Annotated in this window: 24 protein-coding genes; 10 read left to right on the top strand and 14 right to left on the bottom strand. The window is 71.9% G+C overall.

Annotated elements, in window-relative coordinates:
* Positions 1 to 28 precede the first annotated feature (28 nt).
* Together J2S42_RS13840 and surE are read left to right on the top strand one after the other, a co-directional pair.
* Positions 29 to 238 carry a hypothetical protein gene (locus J2S42_RS13840; RefSeq protein WP_307239226.1) on the top strand — a complete coding sequence of 70 codons (210 nt, stop codon included), beginning with the start codon at positions 29 to 31 and terminating at the stop codon, positions 236 to 238.
* A 10-nt stretch (positions 239 to 248) separates the two neighbouring features.
* Positions 249 to 1,046, top strand: coding sequence for a 5'/3'-nucleotidase SurE (gene surE, locus J2S42_RS13845; RefSeq protein WP_307239228.1), 798 nt, complete (start codon positions 249 to 251; stop codon positions 1,044 to 1,046).
* Between the two features lie 99 nt (positions 1,047 to 1,145).
* Here surE and J2S42_RS13850 read toward each other — a convergent pair whose 3' ends face one another.
* Entirely contained in the window at positions 1,146 to 2,120 is a 975-nt protein-coding gene (locus J2S42_RS13850; RefSeq protein ID WP_307239230.1) for a serine/threonine-protein kinase, read from the bottom strand.
* Positions 2,121 to 2,164: 44 nt separating this feature from the next.
* The gene (locus tag J2S42_RS13855) at positions 2,165 to 2,524 is read right to left on the bottom strand and encodes an STAS domain-containing protein (protein ID WP_306826585.1); all 360 of its coding nucleotides are present in this window, start codon (positions 2,522 to 2,524) and stop codon (positions 2,165 to 2,167) included.
* Positions 2,525 to 3,200: 676 nt separating this feature from the next.
* On the opposite strand from J2S42_RS13855, the gene J2S42_RS13860 reads away from it, so the two are divergent.
* Entirely contained in the window at positions 3,201 to 3,605 is a 405-nt protein-coding gene (locus J2S42_RS13860) for a hypothetical protein (protein ID WP_307239232.1), read from the top strand.
* Positions 3,606 to 3,653: 48 nt separating this feature from the next.
* On the opposite strand, the gene J2S42_RS13865 is transcribed toward J2S42_RS13860, so the two are convergent.
* The 3 genes from J2S42_RS13865 to J2S42_RS13875 form a co-directional block, all read right to left on the bottom strand.
* Positions 3,654 to 3,881: a phosphopantetheine-binding protein gene (locus tag J2S42_RS13865; RefSeq protein ID WP_307239234.1), complete on the bottom strand. Its 228-nt coding sequence runs from the start codon at positions 3,879 to 3,881 to the stop codon at positions 3,654 to 3,656.
* On the bottom strand, positions 3,881 to 5,206 hold the full coding sequence (locus J2S42_RS13870; RefSeq protein ID WP_307239236.1) for a lysine N(6)-hydroxylase/L-ornithine N(5)-oxygenase family protein: 1,326 nt from the start codon (positions 5,204 to 5,206) through the stop codon (positions 3,881 to 3,883). Before J2S42_RS13870 ends, J2S42_RS13865 begins: the two co-directional genes overlap by 1 nt.
* A 136-nt stretch (positions 5,207 to 5,342) precedes the next feature.
* On the bottom strand, positions 5,343 to 5,933 hold the full coding sequence (locus tag J2S42_RS13875; protein ID WP_307239238.1) for a GNAT family N-acetyltransferase: 591 nt from the start codon (positions 5,931 to 5,933) through the stop codon (positions 5,343 to 5,345).
* Between the two features lie 156 nt (positions 5,934 to 6,089).
* On the opposite strand from J2S42_RS13875, the gene J2S42_RS13880 reads away from it, so the two are divergent.
* Positions 6,090 to 6,356: a transcriptional regulator gene (locus J2S42_RS13880; protein ID WP_307239240.1), complete on the top strand. Its 267-nt coding sequence runs from the start codon at positions 6,090 to 6,092 to the stop codon at positions 6,354 to 6,356.
* 31 nt (positions 6,357 to 6,387) lie between these two features.
* On the top strand, positions 6,388 to 7,197 hold the full coding sequence (locus J2S42_RS13885) for an ABC transporter ATP-binding protein (protein ID WP_307248748.1): 810 nt from the start codon (positions 6,388 to 6,390) through the stop codon (positions 7,195 to 7,197).
* A 189-nt stretch (positions 7,198 to 7,386) separates the two neighbouring features.
* On the opposite strand, the gene J2S42_RS13890 is transcribed toward J2S42_RS13885, so the two are convergent.
* Positions 7,387 to 8,709: an MFS transporter gene (locus J2S42_RS13890; RefSeq protein ID WP_307239241.1), complete on the bottom strand. Its 1,323-nt coding sequence runs from the start codon at positions 8,707 to 8,709 to the stop codon at positions 7,387 to 7,389.
* 118 nt (positions 8,710 to 8,827) lie between these two features.
* Between J2S42_RS13890 and J2S42_RS13895 the strand changes: the two genes are divergently transcribed.
* Together J2S42_RS13895 and J2S42_RS13900 are read left to right on the top strand one after the other, a co-directional pair.
* Positions 8,828 to 9,442, top strand: coding sequence for a 5-oxoprolinase subunit B family protein (locus tag J2S42_RS13895; RefSeq protein WP_307239243.1), 615 nt, complete (start codon positions 8,828 to 8,830; stop codon positions 9,440 to 9,442).
* A complete protein-coding gene (locus J2S42_RS13900; protein WP_307239245.1) occupies positions 9,439 to 10,311 on the top strand; it encodes a 5-oxoprolinase subunit C family protein in 873 nt (290 codons plus the stop codon). The genes J2S42_RS13895 and J2S42_RS13900 overlap by 4 nt, the downstream gene beginning before the upstream one ends.
* Here the strand turns inward: J2S42_RS13900 and J2S42_RS13905 are convergent.
* A complete protein-coding gene (locus J2S42_RS13905; protein WP_307239247.1) occupies positions 10,277 to 11,182 on the bottom strand; it encodes a helix-turn-helix transcriptional regulator in 906 nt (301 codons plus the stop codon). The two genes, J2S42_RS13900 and J2S42_RS13905, sit on opposite strands and share 35 nt — an antisense overlap.
* Before the next feature lie 115 nt (positions 11,183 to 11,297).
* On the opposite strand from J2S42_RS13905, the gene J2S42_RS13910 reads away from it, so the two are divergent.
* Positions 11,298 to 12,332 carry an acyl-CoA dehydrogenase family protein gene (locus J2S42_RS13910; RefSeq protein WP_307239249.1) on the top strand — a complete coding sequence of 345 codons (1,035 nt, stop codon included), beginning with the start codon at positions 11,298 to 11,300 and terminating at the stop codon, positions 12,330 to 12,332.
* Between the two features lie 161 nt (positions 12,333 to 12,493).
* On the opposite strand, the gene J2S42_RS13915 is transcribed toward J2S42_RS13910, so the two are convergent.
* The 4 genes from J2S42_RS13915 to J2S42_RS13930 all read right to left on the bottom strand — a co-directional run bounded on the left by J2S42_RS13915 (position 12,494) and on the right by J2S42_RS13930 (position 14,685).
* Complete coding sequence (locus tag J2S42_RS13915; protein WP_307239251.1) at positions 12,494 to 12,907, bottom strand: hypothetical protein; 414 nt, start codon at positions 12,905 to 12,907, stop codon at positions 12,494 to 12,496.
* A 44-nt stretch (positions 12,908 to 12,951) separates the two neighbouring features.
* The gene (locus tag J2S42_RS13920; RefSeq protein ID WP_307239253.1) at positions 12,952 to 13,698 is read right to left on the bottom strand and encodes a TIGR03089 family protein; all 747 of its coding nucleotides are present in this window, start codon (positions 13,696 to 13,698) and stop codon (positions 12,952 to 12,954) included.
* A gap of 12 nt (positions 13,699 to 13,710) precedes the next feature.
* Positions 13,711 to 14,400 carry a GntR family transcriptional regulator gene (locus tag J2S42_RS13925; RefSeq protein WP_307239255.1) on the bottom strand — a complete coding sequence of 230 codons (690 nt, stop codon included), beginning with the start codon at positions 14,398 to 14,400 and terminating at the stop codon, positions 13,711 to 13,713.
* Between the two features lie 93 nt (positions 14,401 to 14,493).
* A complete protein-coding gene (locus tag J2S42_RS13930; RefSeq protein ID WP_307239256.1) occupies positions 14,494 to 14,685 on the bottom strand; it encodes a hypothetical protein in 192 nt (63 codons plus the stop codon).
* A gap of 17 nt (positions 14,686 to 14,702) precedes the next feature.
* On the opposite strand from J2S42_RS13930, the gene J2S42_RS13935 reads away from it, so the two are divergent.
* Positions 14,703 to 15,365 (top strand): hypothetical protein, encoded by a 663-nt coding sequence (locus J2S42_RS13935; RefSeq protein WP_307239258.1) that lies wholly within the window; start codon positions 14,703 to 14,705, stop codon positions 15,363 to 15,365.
* A 40-nt stretch (positions 15,366 to 15,405) separates the two neighbouring features.
* On the opposite strand, the gene J2S42_RS13940 is transcribed toward J2S42_RS13935, so the two are convergent.
* Entirely contained in the window at positions 15,406 to 18,114 is a 2,709-nt protein-coding gene (locus tag J2S42_RS13940; protein ID WP_307239260.1) for a cellulose binding domain-containing protein, read from the bottom strand.
* 186 nt (positions 18,115 to 18,300) lie between these two features.
* On the bottom strand, positions 18,301 to 18,687 hold the full coding sequence (locus J2S42_RS13945; RefSeq protein ID WP_307239262.1) for a hypothetical protein: 387 nt from the start codon (positions 18,685 to 18,687) through the stop codon (positions 18,301 to 18,303).
* A gap of 230 nt (positions 18,688 to 18,917) precedes the next feature.
* Between J2S42_RS13945 and hrpA the strand changes: the two genes are divergently transcribed.
* Complete coding sequence (hrpA, locus tag J2S42_RS13950; protein ID WP_307239264.1) at positions 18,918 to 22,859, top strand: ATP-dependent RNA helicase HrpA; 3,942 nt, start codon at positions 18,918 to 18,920, stop codon at positions 22,857 to 22,859.
* 45 nt (positions 22,860 to 22,904) lie between these two features.
* Here the strand turns inward: hrpA and J2S42_RS13955 are convergent, their stop codons facing one another.
* The gene (locus J2S42_RS13955; RefSeq protein ID WP_307239266.1) at positions 22,905 to 23,168 is read right to left on the bottom strand and encodes a hypothetical protein; all 264 of its coding nucleotides are present in this window, start codon (positions 23,166 to 23,168) and stop codon (positions 22,905 to 22,907) included.
* Between the last annotated feature and the right edge of the window lie 11 nt (positions 23,169 to 23,179).

Consider the following 23,179-nt stretch of genomic DNA (forward strand, 5'->3'; position numbering starts at 1 on the left):
GCCGCCGTACCCGGGAATGATCCGGGTCATGGAGCCAAGAGCGCGCAGGACACCGCTGGTCACGCACGAGGCGACGTCGGTGAGCCGGCCCGGCGCCGACCTGGTGCTGCTGGCGCCGGGCGCGGCCGCGATCAACCCGGTGGTGGCGCCGGCCGTCTCCGGCGCGCTGCTGGGCCTGATGATCGCGCTGTCCGCGTTCGCACCGCGCGGGCGGATTGAGCGGACCGGTTCGCGGTGACAATACGGCCATGCGGGTTCTCATCACGAACGACGACGGAATCGGCGCACCCGGGCTCCGGGTGCTGGCGGAGGCAGCGGTGAAGGCCGGTCACGAGGTGGTCGTGGCCGCGCCGCGCACGGAACACAGCGGGTACGGCGCGGCGCTGATCGCCACGCCGGGCGACGACGGCCGGATCCAGGTCGATCCGCACACGTTCGACGGGCTGCCGGGCGTGCGCGCGTACGGTGTGGCCGCCTCGCCCGCGTTCATCGTGGTCCTGGCGCTGCGCGACGCGTTCGGCACGCCACCGGACGTGGTGCTCTCCGGACCGAACCGGGGCGCGAACGCCGGGCACGCGGTGCTGCACTCCGGCACGGTCGGCGCGGCGCTGACCGCGGCGGCCGGCGACCGCAGCGCGATCGCCGTCTCGCTGGACGTGGTCTCGCGGCTGATCGGCGGTGGCTCGCTGCAGGCGCTGAGCGGGATCGGCGACGGGGAGCGGCACTGGGCGACCGCGGCCACGGTGGCGGTGGACCTGCTCGGCACGCTGACCGGGCTGCCGGCCGGATCCGTGCTGAACGTAAACGTGCCGGACGTCCCGGCCGAGGACCTCAAGGGGGTACGCCGGGCCGCGCCGGCCGGCTTCGGCCAGGTGTCGGTGGCGCTGGAGGAGTCCGGCGAGGGATACCTGCGCACCGGCATGCGGATCAGCCAGGAGCGGGCGGCGCCGGGGACGGATCTCGCGCTGCTGGCCGACGGCTACGCCACGGTCACGCCGCTCACGTCCGTCGACGACGACCGCTCGGTGGACCTGCCGCTGCCGTGACCGGCGGCACCGTCACCCCACGCGCCGCAGCCACCGCCACGCCGCAGCCACCGCCGCGCCCGGCCACGCCATGACGTGACCGGCCGTGACGCGGCCCGCCTAACCGTGACCAGCTGCGACGCGGCCGGTCGCGTGACCGCTCCCGTGAGCGGTGCCGTGACCGTTCTCGTGAGCCGCCGCCGTCCTCGGTGCCACGGGCCCGGCACGCGTGCCGGGTCCGGGCCGGCCGCCGCGACCGGCTACCGGCCCGCCGTCGAGGCGGTGGTGCGGCAGCACCGTACGCCACAGTGCGACCGCGAGCTCCGCCGCCGTCGGCCGATCCACCGGACGCTTGCGCATGCCCCACCGGCACGCCTCCGCCACCGTGGCCGGCAGGCCGTCGACCAGCAGCACCGGCGTCGGCGCGAGCCCGTGCATCGGCCCGGCGAGCAGCGCGCCCGGCCGGGCCGCCGGATACGGCGAACGGCCGGTCAGCAGCGCGTAGAGCAGCACCCCGGCCGCGTAGACGTCGTCGGCCGGGGACGGCGGCGGGCCCAGCCGGGTGCGCCGCTCCCCCTCCGGCTCGATCAGCGCGGCCAGGCCGAAATCGACGATCTTGATGCCGCGCGCGGTGAGCATCACGTTCGACGGGTTGAGGTCACGGTGCACCACGCCGCGCCGATGCGCGGCGGCGAGCACGTCGGTCACGGTGGCGGCGATCCGCACCGCCTCGCGCCAGGGCAGCGGGCCACCGGCCACCCGGCCGGCCAGCGAGACGCCGGTGAGCAGCTCCATCGCCACGTACGGCACGGTCCGGCCGTCGGCCAGCCCGGCGTCGCCGTAGTCGTAGACGCGTGGCACGCCGGGATGACGCAGCCGATCGGTGATCCGCGCCTCGCGGCGGGCGCTCTCGCGTACCCACGGGTCATCGGACGAGAGGACCTTGACCGCGGCCGGACGCCCGTGCACCGCGTCGATCGCGTGATAGACCGTGGACAGGCCGCCGCGGGCGACGGGACCGATCAGCACGTACCGGCGGGCGAGCGCGACGCCCATCGGAAGGTTCAGCCCGGCACCGGGCTGCGGGGAGGCCACGCATGGACTCTTCCGCAGCCGCTCGTGCCGGGCAAGAGGGACTTTCAGGCCCCGGCGGGAGCCTCCGGCGCCGCGTCGGCGAAGTAGGGCTCCGGGGCGCCGAACAGGCCGAGCAGGCCGGTCACCCAGAGCTGCCGGTGGACGAACCGGCTGGGTTGCGTGACGGCCAATTTGCAGCCGGTCACCTCAGCAGCCTGGAAACCCGAGACGAGCGCGCTGATGCCGACCGAGTCGATGAAACTGACCAGCCGCATGTTCAGCTCGATGCGGGACGGGCGTCCCTTCGTCAGCACCGCGGAGACCGCTTCGCGGATCTCATGTGCCGTGTCAACATCGATTTCTCCGCGCGGAGCGATCTCGACGACATCATTGGGGAGCATGGTCGTGACGATCGACAGGCTCACGCGAGCACCTCCACCCAACACCCGATCTGACAGGGGTTCTTCAGTACGCGGGCCGCGACTGAGCGTATTCCGCCGCGAACCCCAGTCGCTAGTCCTGCAGCGCATGGCATTTTCACCGGGTCTGCTGCTCAAACCCCGCGCCAAATCAGGAAAAACGCCCATTCTGCCTTCAAAGCATCTTATCCCTGCGGACCTGGCCCCGTCCGGGCCCACAACCCGCACCACCTTAGCGACAGCGAACCAACTCCGCCTGTGCGGAACCTGAGCGGCCGGTCGAAAGAGGGTTTCCAGCGTGACGGACGGTGACAGAGGTTAGCAAGAGGCAGGCGGTGCCCACCGCCCCATTTCGCGGGCGACGCGAATAATCCTCACGCGATCGGCGGTCACCCGTTCGGGTCACGGACCCGCCGCGGGGGCACCCGATCGGGGCGCTCCCCACGCGGCGGCCTCCGGCGGCCTAGGGTGCGGCGACCGGAACCGACCACCAACGTATCCACCCGCATCCCGGCCGCCCACAGAGACCTGGGCATACGTGACGGGGCACACCGGTGGGCCGAATCGGCGCGTACGGGTTTGCCCGCCCCGATCCGGGGGCACCTCAACCCGAGTCGCAGATGTGTTGCACGGACGCCGCTTTCTCTGGTGGCCGGCACGGACCTGGAGGAGGTAGAGCTTCATGGGAACCAACCTGCTTCACCGCAAGACCAAGACCGAGAGGGCGACCCAGCAGGCCTGGGACTACCTCAAGCACACGATGGAGTCGGCCGGTGACCTGGCCGGCAGCACCAAGAGCACGGTCAGCACCTCGGTGAGCTCCGCGGCCGGCACGCTGGGCGCGGTCACCAGCGAGGCGAAGTACCGCGCCCAGGGCGCGCTGGACGCGCTCGCCGGTCGTCGTCCGGCGCTGCCCTGGACGCTGATCGCGGGCGCGGCCGTGCTCGGCGTGGTGGCCGGTTTCGCGGTGAGTGTCGCCGCGCGCCGGTCGCTGGCGGAGCGCCCGGCCGAGGACGAGATCGACGACGCCGACGAGGTCGTCGCGATCTACACCGGCGACCGCACCCCGGTCGGTCTGAACGACTGAACGACGCGCTCGGGGTGCCCCGCCGCGGCGGGGCACCCCGAGTCGTGCTCACGAACGGCGCAGCACCGACTCCCAGCCCGCTACGGTCGGGTTCTCCGCCAGGTCCAGGAAGTCGGCGTGATAGCCGTCCCGCCGCCACTTCTCCACCAGCGTCATGATCCGGATCGAGTCCAGGCCGCGGTCCAGCAGGTTCTCGTCGTCGGTCAGGTCGTCCGGGCTCTCGCCGAGCGACTCGGCCACGTCCGCCCGGATCAGCTCCCGGCTCGGCACGCCCATCACGCGCCCCGGACCAGCGCCAGCGGCTTGGCCGCGCCGATGCGCGGCGTGGCCGCCACCGCGCGCACGATCTCGCCGGACCGGACCGCCACGTTGGACAGCAGCGTGGCCGTGATGCCGTGCGCATGCTCGGTGCCGCCCTGCAGATAGATGCCGGCCCGGACCCCGCCCTCGGTCACCACCCGGTAGTCGCGGTCCACCTGGATCAGCCCCTCACCGGTACGGCGGGCGAGCGGCCCGGCCGTGCCGAGCAGCTTCACCGCGTCCACCGGGCGGTAGCCGGTCGCGTAGATCAGCACGTCCGCGTCCAGCGTCTGCCGCTCGCCGGTCGGCATCGACTCGACCGTGACCGTGACGCCGTCCTCGCGCGGCACCACGTCCGCGACCCGGGACGCGTTCAGCATGCGCAGCCGCTCCCGGCCGAGCACCTTCTCCCGGTAGACGCGCCGGTACAAGTCGTCGATCAGGTCGATGTCGACCACGGAGTAGTTCGTGTTCCGGTGGTAGTCGAAGAGCATGCGCTTCACGTCCGCCGGCGCGCGGTAGTACAGGTCCACCGCCTCCGGGTCGAAGATCCGGTTGGCGAACGAGCTGTCGTCGGCCGGGCTGTAGCCGTACCGGTAGAAGACCGAGCAGACCTCCGCGGACGGGTAGCGCTCGTGCAGGTGGCCGACCACCTCGGCCGCGCTCTGCCCGGCGCCCACCACCACGAACCGGCGCGGTTCCGCGGCCGGCAGCTCGGCCAGCCGGGACAGCAGGTCCAGGTTGTGCCAGACGCGCGCGGAGAGCACCGCCTCCGGCGGCAGGCTCAGCTCCAGGCCGAGCGCGATCACCACGTTGCGGGCACGGCGCACGCCGTCGCGCGCCACCACGTCGAAGCAGACCACCTCGCCGGCCTCGTCGTGCACCGGCAGCACGTCGGTGACCTCCGCGTCGTACGCGACCAGGTGGCTCATCCGCTCCGCGGCCCAGGACAGGTAGTCGTGGAACTCGACGCGCAACGGGAACAGCGTCTTGTGGTTGACGAAGTCGGCCAGCCGGCCGCGCTGGTGCAGGTAGGACACGAAGCTGAAGTCGCTGGCCGGGTTGCGCAGCGTGACCAGGTCCTTGAGGAACGAGACCTGCATGGTGGCGTCCTCGAACAGCATGCCGCGGTGCCAGCCGAACGCGCTCTGCCGTTCCAGGAACACCGCGCGCAGTGCCTCGCCGGCCGGCACGCCGTCGTTGTGCTCCTGAACCGCGACGGCGAGCGCCAGGTTCGACGGGCCAAATCCGATCCCGACCAGGTCGTAGACCGGTACTTCCGGTTCCCTCGCGACGCTCACAGGCGAAAGCCCTTCTCTGGTACGGCCGGGACACCACGGTGAGTACACGATCCCGCTCGTTAGGTTAGGTTAGGTTAGGTTAGGTTAGGCTAACCTAACGAAACATCATGGTAAAGGCCGTCGATGTGACCTATATCTACATAAATATGGCGGGCCGCTCGTGGCGCAGGATCGCGGCCCGCTTGTGCCCGAGGTCGCGCACGCCCCACAGCGCGAAGCCGGCCCCGGCGAACATCCGCCGCGCCATCGCGTGCCGCTCGTCCGGGTCCGCGACCACCACCGCGCACCGCGGATCCGCCGCGAACAGCCCGTCCACGACCGCGCGCACCATCGCCCGGCCCAGCCCGCGCCCGGTGGACGACAGCTCGCCGAGCGCCAGGTGGATGCCCAGGTCGTGGGCGTCCGCGTCGTACTGCAGGCCGACCACGTCGCGCGCCACCCGGTAGATCTCCACATAGGCCAGCGGCGCACCCCGGTGCGACACCAGGTACGGCCGGGAGTAGTCGCCATCGCGCTGGCCGTCGATCGCGGCCCGCCACCGCGCGACCGGCCAGGCCTGCTCCCAGAACAGCTCCACGTGCGGCTCGGCCATCCACCGCGCGACCAGCGCGACGTCGTCGTCCGTGACGACCGGACGCAGCGACCATGGCGCGGACAACAGCGGCGCGGGCGGCGCCCCGGCAGCCACCACCGCCTCCGCCAGACCCTCGGTGACCTCGCGACTCATCCGCCGGACCCCTCTCGCTCCACTCCGGAAGGCGGCCACACGCATCGATCGCCCTCACGCTCGGGTGAGCTTAGGCGACCCTAACCTAAGGGCGCGAGGGGTGACGTGGCAAGCGGCGGCTTTTGATCATGGTTTCCGATCACTACTGTGTGGACCATGGCGACCCGGCAGTCCCCCGAGGAGATCGTCGCGACCCGTCAGGTGTCGGCCGGAGCGGTGCTGGAGGGGCGCGCGGACCTGCGCTTCTACCACTACCGGCACCTGGCCGTGCTGTCCGACGGCACGGTCGAGCCGGAGCGGCTGGCCCGGCTGATCGCCGCGGTCGAGCACCTCGACGCGTACGGCTGGGAGCTGGTCACGCTCTCCCCGTCGACCGACGCCCGGAGGTTGATCGCGATCCTCCGTCGCCGTTCGTTAGGCTAGCCTCACCTGAGTTCGTGTTCCGGGAGGCTGAATCGTGACCAGACTGCGTGCCGAAGGGCTGACGCTGGCGTACGACGCGCGCACGGTCGCCACCGGCCTGAGCGTGGAGATCCCGGACAACTCGTTCACCGTGATCGTCGGCCCGAACGCATGCGGCAAGTCCACGCTGCTCCGCGCGCTCTCCCGGATGCTCAAGCCGCGCGCCGGATCGGTGCTGCTGGACGGCAAGGGCATCGGTTCGTACCCGGCCAAGGAGGTCGCCCGCCGCCTCGGCCTGCTCCCGCAGACCTCGATCGCCCCCGACGGCATCACGGTCGCCGACCTGGTCGGCCGCGGCCGGTTCCCGCACCAGCGCCTGCTTCGCCAGTGGTCCCGCGAGGACGAGCGGGTGGTCGCCGAGGCGATGGCCGCGACCGGCGTCTCCGAGTTGTCCGGCCGCGTGGTCGACGAACTATCCGGCGGCCAGCGGCAGCGCGTGTGGCTGGCGATGGCGCTGGCCCAGCAGACCGACATCCTGCTGCTGGACGAACCGACCACGTTCCTCGACATCACACACCAGATCGAGGTCCTCGACCTCTGCGCCGACCTTCAAGAGACCGGCCGCACCCTGGTCGCCGTACTGCACGACCTCAACCAGGCCTGCCGCTACGCCACCCACCTGATCGCCATGCGCGACGGCGCGATCGTCGCCCAGGGCGCCCCCGCCGACATCATCACCGCCGACCTGGTCCACACCGTCTTCGACCTCCAGTGCCGCGTCGTCCCGGACCCCGAATCCGGCACCCCCCTGGTGGTGCCCGCCGCCCGCCGCCGCCCCGCCCCCGTGCAGATCGCCGCCTGACCCACCGGCCCCGATCCGCTCAGCCCCGACGCCGGAACCCGGATCCGGAAACCGCAACGCCTTCGGAACCGCCGCGCGCTCGGGAACCGCAACACACCGTAACCGCGGCATATCTCGCCCGGCGGGTGCCGCCGGGTGGGGTGGCGTGCCCGATGCCTCCCGGCGGGAGGCATCGGGGCGGCGTGAAGGTCAGGCGGGCAAGGGGGACTTCGGGGAGGTGGGCTCGTCGTCGAGGGACGTAAGGCGGGAGGTTTCCGGGGCGAAGGCGAGGGCGATCAGCGTGAGCAGCAGGGCCGCGGCGACGTAGAGGGAGACCGCGAACGCGCTGCCGGTGGCGCGGACCAGTTGGATGGCGACGATCGGGGCGAGGGCGCCACCGAAGATGCCGGCGATCTGGTAGCCCATGGAGGCGCCGGAGTAACGCAGGCGGGTGGAGAACAGTTCGGCGACGAAGGCGGCCTGGGGCCCGTACATGATGGCGTGGGTGGCCAGGGCGACCACCACGGTAAGCACGATGACCAGCGTGTTGCCGGTGTTCAGCAGCGGGAAGAAGGCGAACGCCCAGGCGGCGGCGAGGATTGCGCCGGCGGCGTAGACCGGGCGGCGGCCGTAGCGGTCGGAGAGTGCGCCGGCCAGCGGGATGAGCAGCAGCTGCAGGCCGGAGGCGACCAGCACGCCGGTCAGCGCGACCGTGCGGGGCAGGCCGACCGTGCCGGTGACGTAGGTGAGCACGTACAGGCTGAAGGTGTAGAACGCGACGTCGGTGCCGATCCGGGCGGCCATCGCGACCAGCAGGCCGCGTGGGTGCCGGCGCAGCACCTCGACCAGCGGCAGCCGCGCCTTGGTGCCGTGCGCCTCGACGGCGGTGAACGCGGGGGACTCGGTGACCGACACCCGGATCCACAGGCCGACCAGCACCAGCAGGCCGGACAGCAGGAACGGGATGCGCCAGCCCCAGTCCAGGAACGCGGCCTCGGACAGCGTCGCGGACAGTACCCAGAGGACGCCGGACGCGAGCAGGTTGCCGGCCGGCACGCCGACCTGTGGCCAGGACGCGGATAGGCCGCGGCGGGCCGGGTCGCCGTGTTCCAGTGACATCACGACCGCGCCGCCCCACTCGCCGCCGAGGCCGAGGCCTTGCAGGAATCGCATGGACACGAGGAGGACCGGCGCGGCGACGCCGATGGTGGCGTAGGTCGGCAGCAGCCCGATGAGAAACGTGGCGCCGCCCATCAGGATGAGCGTGACGACCAGCACCCCCTTCCGGCCGACGCGGTCGCCGAAGTGGCCGAAGACGATGCCGCCGAGCGGGCGGGCGACGAAACCCACCGCGTACGTGGTGAAGGCCAGCAGCGTGCCGGTGAGCGGCTCGAACGTGGGGAAGAACAGCTTGCCGAAGACGAGGGCGGCGGCGGAGGCGTAGAGGAAGAAGTCGTACCACTCCAGCGAGGTACCGACGAGGCTGGCGATGATGACGCGTCGTGCTTCCTTCGGGTTGCGGGTCGTCGTCATGACGGGCTCCTACGGATCGCGGATGCGTTGTGCCGTATGCCACACTGTAAGAAATCGTAGAACGATTGAGCAATTCCTCAATATGAAGATGGTGTAAACCGACAGATGGGGCATCGCCATGCACGCGCGCCGGGCCGGACCGTCGGCCATCCTGATCGAGCTCCCCGGGGACGAGGCGGTCTCCGCCGCATATGAACTGCTCACCGGCCTGCGCGAGCGTGGCGAGCTGACCGCGGCGGAGATCGTGCCGGCCGCTCGGACCGTGCTGCTGGACGGTGTCCCCGACCCGGACCGGGTGTTCCGGCTGCTCCCCGAGGACCTGTCGACCGGCACCGGGACCCCGGCGAAACCCCACCGGATCACGATTCCCACCCGGTACGACGGGGAGGACCTGGACGACGTCGCGCGCCTCTGGGGCACGGACCGGGCCGGGGTGATCGCGATACACACCGGCACCGAGTTCCGCGTGGCGTTCTGCGGGTTCGCGCCCGGCTTCGCCTATCTGACCGGGCTCGGGCCGCGGCATCACGTGCCGCGCCGCGCGTCGCCGCGCACCCGGGTGCCGGCCGGAACCGTGGCGCTGGCCGGGCCGTACAGCGGCGTCTACCCCACCGCGTCGCCCGGTGGCTGGCAGCTGATCGGCCGTACCCGGGAAACGCTCTTCGATCTGGCGAACGACCCACCGGCACTGCTCGCCCCGGGCACGATCGTGCGTTTTGCCGAGGAGACATGAGCCTGGAGATCATCCGGGCGGGCGTCCGGACCACCGTGCAGGACCTGGGCCGGCCCGGTCTCGCGCACCTCGGCGTGCCGCGGTCCGGCGCGCTGGACGCGGGGGCGCTGCGGGCGGCGAACCGGCTGGCCGGCAACCCGCCGGGCGCGGCCGGGCTGGAGATCACGCTCGGCGGGCTGCGGGCCCGCGCGACCCGGGCGATGACGCTCGCGGTCACCGGCACGCCCGCGCCGATCGCGGTCGGCCGCCGGCCGGCCGACCCGGGCCTGCCGCTGGCGGTCCCGGCCGGTGCGGTGATCGACATCGGCCGTCCCGCCGCCGGCCTGCGCGTCTACCTGGCCGTAAACGGCGGCATCGCGGTGCCGCCGGTGCTGGGCAGCCGGTCCACGGACACGCTCTCCGGTCTCGGCCCGGAGCCGGTGCGCGACGGCGACGTGCTGCCGGTCGGCCCGGCTGCCGCGCCGCCGCCGGGCGTGGACGTGGCGCTCTGCCGGCCGCCGGCGGCCGCGCTGCGCCTGCGCGTCTGGCCCGGTCCGCGCGACGACTGGTTCACGGCGGACGCATGGCGCACGCTGCTCGGCGCGGGATACCGGGTGTCGCCGCAGACCGACCGGATCGGCGCCCGGCTGACCGGGCCGGCGCTGACCCGGGCGCGCGACGGCGAGCTGCCGAGCGAGGGTCTGGTGCTCGGCGCGATCCAGGTCCCGGCGGACGGCCAGCCGCTGATCTTCCTCGCCGACCACCCCACCACCGGCGGCTATCCGGTGATCGGCGTGGTCGACCCGTCCGACGTGGACGCGCTCGCCCAGGCCCGGCCCGGCACGGCGATCCGGTTCACCCGGCCTCGCGAAGCAGCAGCGGCTCGGTGAGGCCGCGGAAACGGCCGGGCGGCAGGCCGAACTCGCGGCGGAACGCGCCGGCGAACGCGAACTCCGTGGCGTAGCCGACCCGGCGGGCGATCGCGGACAGCGGCGCGTCCGTCTCGCGCAGCAGCTGGGCGCCCCGGTGCAGGCGGCGGCCGATCAGGTACGTCATCGGCGGCACGCCGACCAGCGCGGTGAACCGGCGGGTGAACGCGGTCCGCGACATCCCGGCCGTGCGGCTGAGCCGCTCCACGGTCCACGGCGCCTCCGGGCTGGCGTGGATCTCGCGCAGCGCGGCCGCGATGCCCCGGTCGGTGAGCGCGTCCCACGGCGGGGCCGCGCCCCGGCACGCCGCCTGCCAGAGCCGCAGCGCGTGCACCAGCACCAGGTCGACCAGCGCGCGGTGGTTGACCAGCATGCCCTCCCGCGGCCGGCCCAGATCCTCGGTGAGCAGTTCGGCCAGCGCGGCCAGCCGGGCGTCCGACGCGATCAGCAGCACGTCCGGCAGCGAGCGGAGGAACGGGTGAACGCTGCCGCCGCGCTCCAGCCGGTAGATGCCGCAGATCATGTCCACCGGCATCGGCTCGGCCGGCGCGGCCGGTATGCCCATCGGCGCGGCCGGCAACTCGGCCAGCGTGCACGGCTGTGGGCCGAACCCGTGTGCGGCGCCGTGCGGGACCACCGCGACGTCACCGGCGCGCATGCGCATCGGCGCGGCCGACCCGGAGATCAGCCAGCCCTCGCCACGCAGCAGCACGTGGAACCCGACGCCCTCGCAGGCCTCGAACCGGCCGGCGAACGTGGCCGGCACCTCGGCCCGGCGCCCGTAGACCTGCCCGATCCGCAGGTCCTCGACCGCCTCGCTGATCACGTCCATCCCGCGAGCGTATCCGGCAACCGCGCGCATCCCGCCCACCGGAGCGCACAGACGCGTATCGCGCCGGTCCGATCACGCATGGCCGCCGCCGTACCGTCGCTGATTGGGTTTGATCGTGAGCAACGAACGCATTGCCGCGCAGGCGGCGGACGGTGAGACACGGGACCGGCTGACCCCGGAGGCGATCGGGGCGCTGCGCGCGAACGGCGACTTCGCGCTCGCGGTGCCGGCCGAGCACGGCGGGCCGGACGCGAGCGCGGAGACGATCCTGCGCCGGCTGATCGACATCGGCCGCGCGGACCCGTCCGCCGCCTGGGTGACCGGCGTGACCGTGACCAGCAAGACGCTGGCGAAGCGGATGTCCGGCGAGACGGTGCGCAAGGAACTGTTCGCGGACCCGGACGCGATCTTCTGCGGCTCCGGCCGGCCGGGCTGCGGCACCGGCACGCGGGACGGGGACACGGTGGTCGTCACCGGCGCCTGGCCGAACGTCTCCGGCTGCGAGGACGCCACCTGGACCGGCGTGCTGCTGACGATCGACGGCGTGCCGCACTTCGCCCACATCCGGCGGGCCGACCTGCGCATCGACCGCACCTGGCAGGTGTCCGGCATGCGCGCGACCGGCAGCCACACCGTGGTCGCGGACGCGGTGGGCGTCCCGGACGGGCAGGTGTTCCCGTTCCGGCCGTTCGCGGTGAACGACCTGCTGCTGTTCGGGCTGTGCGTGCTCGGTCCGGTGATCGGCGGGGCATTCGGCGCGCTGGACACCGTGCGGGCCATGTTCGGGTCCGGCCGCAAGCCGTTCATGACGGCGTACGCGTCGATGGGCGAGTCGCCCGGCGCGCGGCACTGGCTGGCCGAGGCGACGCACCTGATCGAGCGGGCCGAGCGCACCGCGTTCGAGGTCGCCACCGCGGCGGACGGCCCGGAGGTCGCGCAGTCCGGCCTGCCGCGCCTGCACATGGCGGAGGCGACCGCCGCGCGCGACTGCCGGGCCGCCGTGGAGCTGCTGCTCGACCTGCACGGCGCGAGCGGCTTCGGCACGGCGAACCCGTTGCAGCGCTTCTGGCGGGACGTCGCGGTCGGCAGCCGGCACTCGCACCTCAACCCGTACCTGGCGGTGGAGAACCTCGGGAAGGCGCTGGTCTAGAGCCTGTGCCGACGTGGGGCCGGAGCGAGGCGCGGTCCAGGTGTCGTTCGGGTGCGCGGCACGGAAGCCCGCATACCGGTGTTGCATGTGGGCTTGCGCGACGTGCGGCCAGTCGGCGCCCGGGCCTCGCCGTAGCCCGGCATCCCACGTCGGCACAGGCTCTAGAAGTCCTTCTCGTCGTCCGCGACCGGGCCGCCGAGTTCGCCGGTGCCGTACGCGTCGAGCATGCCGGTGACCCGCTTGCCCCACCGCTCGTGCGCGGCCTGCCGGCTGGTGCCGGCCACCTTGGCGATCATCTCCCAGGTGACGCCCCAGCGGCGCAGGCCCATCACGATGAACACCGGATCGAGGTTCGCCGCCAGGCTCAGCCGCAGCTGGAGGAGCTGGTTGGCGACCTCCCACTCGGCCTCGGCGTCGCTGCCGGACCACTGCTCCCAACCCGGGTCGCCGGGCGCCTTGCGGCCACCGAGCAGCGCGTCGGCCTGGCGGGAGACCTCAAGGACGGCGGCCGAGGTGACGGCCGCGGTCGCCGCCGTCAGGTCGACGGACAGCGCCATGTCGGGTGCGTTCCTCATACCGTCAAGGATGCCTTGACGAACATGGCGCGTCAAGGCCGCCTTTACAGCACCTTCGTGACGCGCTCCGACTCCGCGCGCGCGGCCAGCTTCTCCTTGTCCGCGTTCGCCACCAGCACGATCGAGGCACCGGCGGCCAGCGGTGCCAGCAGCCACTGCACCGGCTGCTCGTACCGGCTTGCGTCGATCAGCACGCGGTCACCGGCGGTCAGGCCCATCTCGCCCGCGATGTGCCCGGCGATCGCGCCCCACTGGCCGAACGTGGTGCCGTCCGTGGTCGCCAGCGTGTCCGGCGCGGGCAGCGCGGCCGCGCGGAACACGTCGCCGAACACGCGCACCTCCGCGTTGAAGTCGCGGTAGCCGTCCGGCACCTCGCGCATCGGCATCGCGAACGGGTGCAGGCTCAGCACGAACCGCTCGTCCGCGTCCGGCACGTCCTCCAGCATGCTGCGCACCCGGTCGTGCGCCGCGAATACCACGTCCGGCACGCCGGCCGGTGCGGTGAGGCCCGCGGTCGACCACGGCCGGTACGCCACCGTCAGGCCCGCGGACCAGGACGCCAGCAGGATCGCGGCGGTCTGCCAGTGCGCCGGCAGCAGCAGGTCCGCGCGGTCGCCCGGCCCCAGGCCGAGGCCGTCCACCAGCAGGTTCGCGGTCTTGGACACCCAGTTGCCGAGCGTCAGGCCGGACAGCTCGGTGCGCTCCCCGGTCGCGTCGTCGTAGAACGTGAGCAGCGGGCGGGCCGGATCGGCCGCCACCGCCGCCGCGAAGATCGCCGGAACGTCGGACACTGTGGACTCCCTCTATCGGTTCGCCGCGGCGTAGGCGGCGAGCAGTTGCTTCTCCGCGTCGTCGAAGTACCGCTGCAGCGCCTCCTCGGCCGCGCGCAGGTCGCCCGCGGCCAGCAGTTCGTAGAGCGCGCGGTTGCCGGCCACGTACGGCTCGTGCAGCGCACGCGGATCCGCCACCACCAGGAACACCAGGCGCAGCTCGGCCAGCAGCGCGCGCACCGACTCGGCCACCCGGCGACTGCCGGACAGGTCCGCGATCGCCTGGTGGAAGCGCATGTTCGCGGTGCCGACCGCACCCCAGTCCGCGCGCGCCGCGGCCTCGTCCGCGCTCTCGATCGCGGTCCGGAGCCGGCCGGCCGACTCCGGCGGCAGCGCGTCCAGGTTACGCAGCGCGCCGCACTCCAGGATCCGCCGTATCGCGTACAGGTCCCGGATGTCCGCGCTGGTCAGCAGCCGCACGAAGACGCCGCGGTTGAGCTGGTGCTCCAGCAGCCCCTCGTGCGCCAGAAGCCGGAACGCCTCGCGCAACGTGTTCCGCGAGACGCCGAGCGCCTCGCGCAGGCTCTCCTCGCTCAGCCGGGTCCCGGGCTTGAACACGCCCTCGGTGATCCGCTGCCGCAGGATGTCCGCCACCCGCTCCGCGGTGCTACCGCGATCGAGCAGCGCCCTGTCATCCGCGAGCCGTGCGCCCCACTCTTCCACGCGGAAATCGTAGAACAATCTGTGGATATACCCGCTTCCGGCGTGGTCACCGCCCGCGGGCCGCCGGATCCGAGGGCCGTGGCGATCGAAACCCTACGGGCTCTCGATCTCCGCGTGCCGGGCGCGCAGCCGGTCCTTGATCTCGTCCGGGGTGTACGCGCGGCGGCGGCGCTCCGCGCGGGCGACCACGATGCCGGTCGCGGCCACACCGACCACACCGGCCACACCGAGGATCTTCCAGAAGGGGAGTGCCTTGCCGGTCTGCCGCACCTTTGACCACTGCATCCACATAGAGTAGTTCGATGGCCGAAGGGACGAGCATCACCCTGGACGAAGCAGTCGATCTCGCTCGTACGGGTGACATGTGGGTGTTTCGCGGACGGAGCGCGGCCGACCGTGCCATCCAGACGCTGACCAACAGTCCGGTGAACCACGTGGGCATGTGCGTGGTCATCGACGACATGCCGCCCCTGATGTGGCACGCCGAGCTGGGCCGGTCGCTGCCCGACCTGTGGAGCGGCACGCACCAGCGCGGCGTGCAGCTGCACGACATGCGGCAGGCGGTGACGGTCTGGGGCATGCGGTACGGCCAGCGCGGCTGGCTGCGGCAGCTGGAGCCGGGCGTGACGCGTCAGATGGAGGACGCGGTGCTGAGGACGATCGCGCGCCTGGACGGCACGCCGTTCCCGTCGACCGCGCAGCTGGCCTGGCGGTGGGCGAAGGGCCGGGTGCCGAACATCCGTTTCCGCAAGGAGGAGGCGCAGGACAACGAGCTGGAGAAGGCGTACTGCGCCGAGGTCGTGGCCGTCACTTACGAGGCGATGGGCCTGCTTCCGCCCGGCAAGCGCCCGAACTGGTACGACCCGGGCAGCTTCTGGTCCGGTGACGACCTGGAGCTGCGTCTCGGCTACCGGCTCGGCAAGGAGATCGCGGTCAGCATCCCGCACGGTGAGGACGAGAACTGAGCGGGTGGAGGGGACGCGCGGACGCGTCCCCTCCGGCCCTTCACGACCGGGTGCAGGTCACCGCGGCCGGAATCGCGTTGGCGCCGGTCCAGGAGCCGAGAAAGCCGAACGCGGTGGACGCGCCCGGTGCCAGCGCGCCGTTCCACGACACGTTCCGCACGGACACGGCCGTGCCGCTCTGCGTGGCCGTACCGCCCCAGGCCTGGCTGATCGACTGCCCGTTCGCGAACGTCCAGTTCACGGTCCAGCCGGTGGTGGCCGCGGTGCCGGCGTTCGTCACCGTCACCTCGCCCTGGAACCCGCCGGCCCACTGCCCGGTGATCCGGTAGGCCGCCGTGCAGCCGGCCGGCGCGGGGCTCCCCGTGGGGCTCGGGCTCGCGGTCGGGCTTGACGTCGGGGTGACCGTCGGGGTGGGCGAGGCGGTCGGGGACGACGTGGGCGTGACCGTGGCGGTCGGCGTGGTGGTCAGGGTGCGGTCCGCGTAGAGGATGCCGCGGCCGTTCGTACCCAGGTAGACGCGGCCGAAGATGCGCGGGTCACCGGTCAGCGCGTCGCCCATGTTCCCGTACTGGTGTGCGTCGTCGTTGATCCGCGTCCAGGCGCCGCCCGCGTTGTCCGAGCGGAACACGCCGGTCACGCCGTCGACCGTGCCGACCAGGTAGACCGCCTGGTACGACGCGCCCGGCGCCGCCTTGCCGAAGCCCACGTTGATCGCCGACGTGACCGTCGAGATCCTGGTGAACGACGCACCCGCGTTCGTGGACCGGAACAGCCCTTCGTCCCCGGTGATCCACACATCGCCCGCGGACCCGGCCACCGTCTTCACGTTGACCCGCCCGGTGGCGGGCACGGTCGCGGACGACGCGGTGAACGTGGCGCCGCCGTCCGTGCTGACGTAGAACCGGCCGGCCGACCAGCCGTAGAACGTCTTCGGGTCGGCCCGGTCCGCCTCCACCTTCGCCCCGGCCGGGATGCCGGTGGACTGCGCCCAGGAACTGCCGCGCGTGGTCGAGTAGTGCACGTTCGTGCCGTCCGGCGCCCACACCACCGCGCCGGCGTCCGCGCTGATCGCGACCTTGCCGCCGTTCGTCACGCCGGCCGGCTCCTGGCCCTGGTACCAGGTCTTGCCGCCGTCGGTGGAGATGCCGATCCGGTTGACGTTTGGGTAGTCGGTGCGGTTCACGTTGCCGACCCGGACCATGACGGACGGGTTGCGCTCCGCGAAGTCCAGCCCGGTGCCGCTGCCCAGCGTGGGCGACAGGTGCATGTCGGCCGGCACCGCGTCCAGTGACGCGTGGTGGAAGCCGCCGATGTCGCCGAGCGCGGAGACCAGCGGCGCGCCGGCCGGCGGGCTGACCAGATCGAGCACCGCGGTCTCCTCCAGCCCCTTCACGAACGGCTTGATCGTGAACGTGCCGCCGGTGTCCCAGTTCCGCAGCTGCGTGGTGCCGTAGACGGTGGCCCCGGTGCCGTACAGCATGCGGTCGGGGTCGAACGGGTCGATCTCGATGGACTCGTTCATCCAGCCGAGCTTCGGCGCCTGGGCCGGCGGGCTCGGGTTCTCGCCGAAGTCGAGCCACGGCGCGGACGAGACGTCCATCGTGTACTTGTTGACCCGGTTCGGGTAGCCGGCGTAGTCCCAGATCCGGCTCCAGGTCGCGCCGGCGTCCGTGGACCGCCAGAAGATCGCGTCCGGCCACCAGGAGATCTGCGTGCCGACGATCAGCGTGCTCGGGTTCTGCCGGTCGACGGTCAGGCCGGAGTAGCCGAAATACTGGTCGGCCGAGGTGGCCGGGACCGGGGAGATGTCGGTCCAGAGGCCGGTCGCGGTGCCGTACCTCCAGACCTGGCCGTGCCCGCCGTCGTACGGGCCGCCGGTGTCACTGGTCGCCAGGTAGAGCCGGTCGTTCACGCTGTCCAGCACGCCCTTGTGCGCCAGGTAGCCGGTCGGCGTGCCGGGCAGGCGCTCCCAGCTCGTACCCCCGTCCGTGGTCCGGTAGACCGGGTTCTCCTTGTCGGCGACGCCGACGTAGATCGTCTGGGTGCGGTTGCCGCGGGTGCCGGTGTCCTCGTCGAACGTGACCCAGGTGACGCCCTGGTTGTGGTTCAGGTAGCCGTTCGGGTCGGCCGGGTCCTGCGCGTAGTTGCCCACGTTCGGGAAGTTGGCGACCTCGGCCCAGGTCACGCCCTGGTCGGTGGAGCGCCAGAGGCCGTTGCCGCCCTCCGCGCCGAAGTAGAGCACCCGGTTGTCGTTCGGGTCGATCGCCAGGCGCTCGCCCTGGCCGCGGCCCGGCATGTTGCCGCCGACCTTGAACGGCAGCGGCGTGACCTGCCAGGTGGCGCCGCGGTCGGACGAACGGATGATCGCGCCGTTGTTCGGGTCCCACGAGTTCGTGTACATGCCGACCGCGGCGTACACGCGGTTCGGATCGAGCGCGTCGGTGGCGATGCTGAGCACGCCGTTCCAGCCCCAGTTGCCCTGGCCGACCCAGTCCAGCAGCGGCACCCAGTTCTGCCCGGACTCGTTCCACCGGTACGCGCCGCCGATGTCGGTCCGCGCGTAGATCAGGTTCCGTTCCGTACGGTTGAAGACGATGCCGGGCACGAACCCACCGCCGTCGATCCGGACGTTCTTCCAGGTGTAAGGCTCGGCGACGGCCGCGTTCGCGGTGCCGGTGGCCTGCACGACCACGGCCGTCGTGCCGGCCGTGAGCAGGGCGGCGAGCGCGCCGGCGAGTTTCCTGCGCATGAATGGGTCCTCCCTCACCCGCACCGCGGGTGACTGACGGATGCAGAAGCACGGGGAAAGACACGGCGAGGCCTTGCCCGGGCCCGCCGATGGCTCCCGCACCGGTCAGAAGGAGAGATTCACACGCTCACGAAACGCCTGTCAATAGTTTGCCGAATCAACAAAAGCGTTCGACGGCGTTTCGACTCAGGCGCCGGACGGCACGTCCTCGCTCGGCTCCGGCGAGAACGTCGGCTCCGCGGTGTGCTCGACCGGCGGACTGGCCGGCGGCGGCGTCGCGGTCTTCGACGGGCCCGGCGTGACCAGCGGCTTCCTCGTCGCGGACGGGCTCACGGACGGCGTCGGCGGGACGGACGGGCTCACGGACGGCGACGCGGACGGGACGGCGGCCGGCGGCACCCACGCGTCGGCGATCTCCACGACCTCCGGCTCCGCGGACGGCTCGACCGCGACATAGACCGTGCTGACCGAGACGGACGGGACGGGTCGCGGTGACTCAACCGGCACCGCGTCGGCCTCGGCGGTCGCGAACGTGCCGCCGATCCAGACGGCCGGGCCGAGCCCGAAAGCCACGATGGCTCCGAAGAACATTGCCGGGCCGCGCCTCATGACCCCTCCCCCCACACGCGATCTTCAACAGCGTATGTACCGCGCGCCACGCTCGGCGAAGCATTTTTCAGTGATCTATGCCTGTGACGCGCATCGCGTTTCCTCTGTGTGACACGCACCGCAGGCATCCCCGGTTCGCCCCGGCCGTAAACGAGTCGGGAAAACGCCATGTCCGGCCTATCCTTGACGGCGGTATGCAGACGAATCCCGCCGCCGCACTTGCGCAGCGCCTCCCCCACCTGATGCTCCGCGACGAGCGGCGGCTGCGCCGTCGGCTCGACGGTGTGCGCAAGGTCCGCGACCCGGAGTCCCGGGCGAAGGTCCTGGCCAACATCACCGCGGAGGTCGAGACCGCGGAGGCGCGGATAGCCGCACGCGCCGAGAGCCGGCCGGAGATCACCTACCCGGAGCAGCTGCCGGTCAGCGCGCTGCGCGACGAGATCCGCGACGCGATCCGGGACCATCAGGTGGTGATCGTGGCCGGTGAGACCGGCTCCGGCAAGACCACCCAGCTGCCGAAGATCTGCATGGAGCTGGGCCGGGGCGTGCGCGGGCTGATCGGGCACACCCAGCCGCGCCGGCTCGCCGCCCGCACCGTGGCGGAGCGGATCGCGGAGGAGCTGAAGACCGGGCTCGGGCAGACCGTCGGCTTCAAGGTCCGGTTCACCGACCAGGTCAGCGACGCCTCGATGGTGAAGCTGATGACGGACGGCATCCTGCTGGCCGAGATCCAGAACGACCGGAACCTGACGCAGTACGACACGCTGATCATCGACGAGGCGCACGAGCGCAGCCTCAACATCGACTTCATCCTGGGCTATCTCAAGCAGCTGCTGCCGCGCCGCCCCGACCTGAAGATCGTGATCACCTCCGCCACGATCGACCCGGAGCGCTTCGCCGCGCACTTCGCCGACGCCGCCGGGAAACCCGCGCCGATCGTCGAGGTGTCCGGCCGGACGTTCCCGGTCGAGGTGCGCTATCGCCCGGTCGTCGACCCGGACGACGAGGACTCCGACCCGGACCGCGACCAGACCACCGCGATCCTCGACGCGGTGCGCGAGCTGCAGGGCGAGGGACCGGGCGACATCCTGGTCTTCCTCAGCGGCGAACGGGAGATCCGGGACACCGCGGACGCGCTCACCAAGGCCGAGTTCAAGAACACCGAAATCCTGCCGCTGTACGCCCGGCTCTCCGTCGCCGAGCAGCACCGCGTGTTCGCGCCGCACCCGGGCCGGCGCGTGGTGCTCGCCACGAACGTCGCCGAGACGTCGCTGACCGTGCCCGGCATCAAGTACGTGATCGACCCGGGCACCGCGCGCATCTCCCGGTACAGCCACCGGCTGAAGGTGCAGCGGCTGCCGATCGAGCCGGTCTCGCAGGCCAGCGCGAACCAGCGCAAGGGCCGCTGCGGCCGCGTCTCCGAGGGCATCTGCATCCGGCTCTACACCGAGGAGGACTTCCTCTCCCGGCCCGAGTTCACCGACCCGGAGATCCTGCGCACCAACCTGGCCTCGGTGATCCTGCAGATGACCGCGCTCGGGCTCGGCGACCTGGCCGCGTTCCCGTTCGTGGAGCCGCCGGACAAGCGCAACGTCAAGGACGGCGTCAACCTGCTGGAGGAGCTGGGCGCGCTCGACCCGGTCACGTTCGACCCGGCGAAGCGCCTCACCCCGCTCGGCCGCCGGCTGGCCGCGCTGCCGGTCGACCCGCGCCTGGCCCGGATGGTGCTGGAGGCGGAGAAGAACGGCGTCGTGCACGAGGTCATGGTGATCGCGGCCGCACTGTCCATCCAGGACCCGCGCGAGCGACCGCAGGACGCGCAGCAGCAGGCCCAGCAGCAGCACGCCCGGTTCACCGACAAGGACTCGGACTTCCTGACGTACTGGAACCTGTGGCGTTACCTGCGGGACAAGCAGAAGGAGCTGTCCAGCAGCGCCTTCCGGCGGATGTGCAGGAAGGAGTACCTGAACTACCTGCGGGTGCGCGAATGGCAGGACATCTACGCGCAGCTGCGTGAGGCGATGGGCGTACCCCGTGGGGCTCTCGATGCCGAAGGTCTCGACTCGCAGAAGGTGCACACGTCGCTGCTGACCGGCCTGCTCTCGCAGATCGGGCTCAAGGACGTGGAGAAGCAGCAGGAGTACGTCGGCGCGCGCAACGCCCGGTTCGTGCTCTCGCCCGGCTCCGCGCTGTTCAAGAAGTCGCCGCGCTGGGTGATGGCCGCGGAGCTGGTCGAGACGAACCGGCTGTGGGCCCGGGTCGCCGCCAAGATCGAGCCGGAGTGGGTCGAGCCGCTGGCCGCGCACCTGGTCAAGCGCTCCTACAGCGAGCCGCACTGGGAGAAGAAGCAGGGTGCCGTGATGGCGATGGAGAAGGTCACGCTGTACGGCGTGCCGCTCGTCGCGCAGCGGAAGGTCAACTACGGCCGGATCGACCCGGAGCTGAGCCGCGAGCTGTTCATCCGGCACGCCCTGGTCGAGGGCGACTGGCAGACGCACCACAAGTTCTTCCACGCCAACCGCCGGCTGATCGAGGACGTCGAGGAACTGGAGCAGAAAACCCGCCGCCGGGACATCGTGGTCGACGACGAGACGCTGTTCTCGCTCTACGACGCGCGCATCCCGGCCGACGTGGTCTCCGGGCGGCACTTCGACTCCTGGTGGAAGAAGGAGTCGCGGACCAACCCGTCGCTGCTGACCTTCGACCGGCAGATGCTGATCAACGCGGGCGCCGGCGGCGTGGACGAGGCCGACTACCCGGACGAGTGGGAGGTCGACGGGCTCACGCTGCCGCTCACCTACCAGTTCGAGCCCGGGACCGAGGCGGACGGCGTGACCGTGCGCATCCCGCTGCCGGTGCTCAACCAGGTGCCGGTGGACGCGTTCGACTGGCAGGTGCCGGGGTTGCGCGAGGAGCTGGTGACCGCGCTGATCCGCGGGCTGCCGAAGAACCTGCGCCGCAACTTCGTACCCGTGCCGGATCATGCCCGGGCCGTGCTGGACCGCGTCGGCCCCGGCGACGGCCCGCTGCTCGAGACGCTGGAACGCGAACTGCGCCGGATCACCGGCGTGCTCGTGCCGCCGGACGCGTGGGAGGTCGCGAAGCTCCCCGACCACCTGCGGATGACGTTCCGGATCGTGGACGAGAAGGGCAAGACGGTCGGCGAGGGCAAGGACCTGCTCGCGCTGCGGTCCCGGCTGCGCCCCAGGACGCAGCAGGTGCTCGCCGCGTCCGCCGCCACCGTCGAACGCACCGGGCTCACCACCTGGGACGTCGGCACGGTGCCGAAAACCTTCCAGAAGGAGTCGCGCGGGTACGTCGTGCGCGCGTTCCCGGCCCTGGTGGACGAGGGCGACACGGTCGGCCTGCGGTTGTTCGACACCGAGGCGGAGCAGCTGCGCGCGATGTGGGCCGGCAACCGGCGGCTGCTGCTGCTGGCGCTGCCCGCACCGGCGAAGTTCGTCGCGGACATGCCGAACTCGACGAAGCTCGCGCTGGCCCGCAGCCCGCACGGCAGCTTCGCCGCGCTGCTCGACGACATCATGGCCTGCGCGGTCGACAAGGCGATGGCCGACTTCGGCGGCCCGGCCTGGGACGCGGCCGCGTTCACCACGCTGCTGACCAAGGTCCGGCAGGCCGTCGGCGACGTGGTCGGCGACACGATCTCCTGGGTGCAGCGCGTCCTCGGCGCGGCCTACGCGGCGGAACAGCGGATAGCCGCGACCGGCAAGGCCGCGTCCGGCGGCGGCATGGCCGCGATGGCCGTGGTCCCGGCGCTGAACGACGTCCGCGCGCAGCTGGCCGGCCTGATCCACAAGGGATTCGTCACCGAGACCGGCTGGCAGCGACTGCCCGACCTGGTGCGCTACCTGCAGGGCATCGAGAAACGCCTGGAGAAGTTGCCCGCGGGCGCCCAGCGCGACGGCCAGATGCTGAAGCAGCTGGCCGAGGTGCAGAAGGAATACCAGTGGCTGCTGGCCAACCAGCGCCCGGGCCGGCCCGCGGCCGCGGAGATCGCCGACGTCCGCTGGATGATCGAGGAACTCAGGATCAACTACTACGCCCCGTCCCTCGGCACCCCCTCCCCGGTCTCCGACGTCCGCATCTTCCGCGCCATGGACGCCATCCAGCCCTGACCCCGAGTGGCCATGGCCCGCCCCGCACGCACCGCGGAACGATACTCATTCAGGGTGATGGATGGGCTGGCCGCACTCGGCGCAGTGGTCGCGGTGCCGGGGCGGGCGGGAGCGGTGGCGGCGGGCCCATACGAGGATGAACGAGACGATGGCGAACGGAACCAGGCTGAGCAGCACCATGCTCATGAAATGGACCATGAAGTCGTACGGGATGGTGGCGCTCAGCAGGACGGTCCAGAGCGCGATGAGCGGTAGGCCCACGCCCGCGCCGATCGCGAGCCGACGTGCATTGAACTGCTCGAACACCACGCTGCCCCCTC

It is taken from the genome of Catenuloplanes indicus (assembly GCF_030813715.1).
GTDB classification, from domain to species: domain Bacteria; phylum Actinomycetota; class Actinomycetes; order Mycobacteriales; family Micromonosporaceae; genus Catenuloplanes; species Catenuloplanes indicus.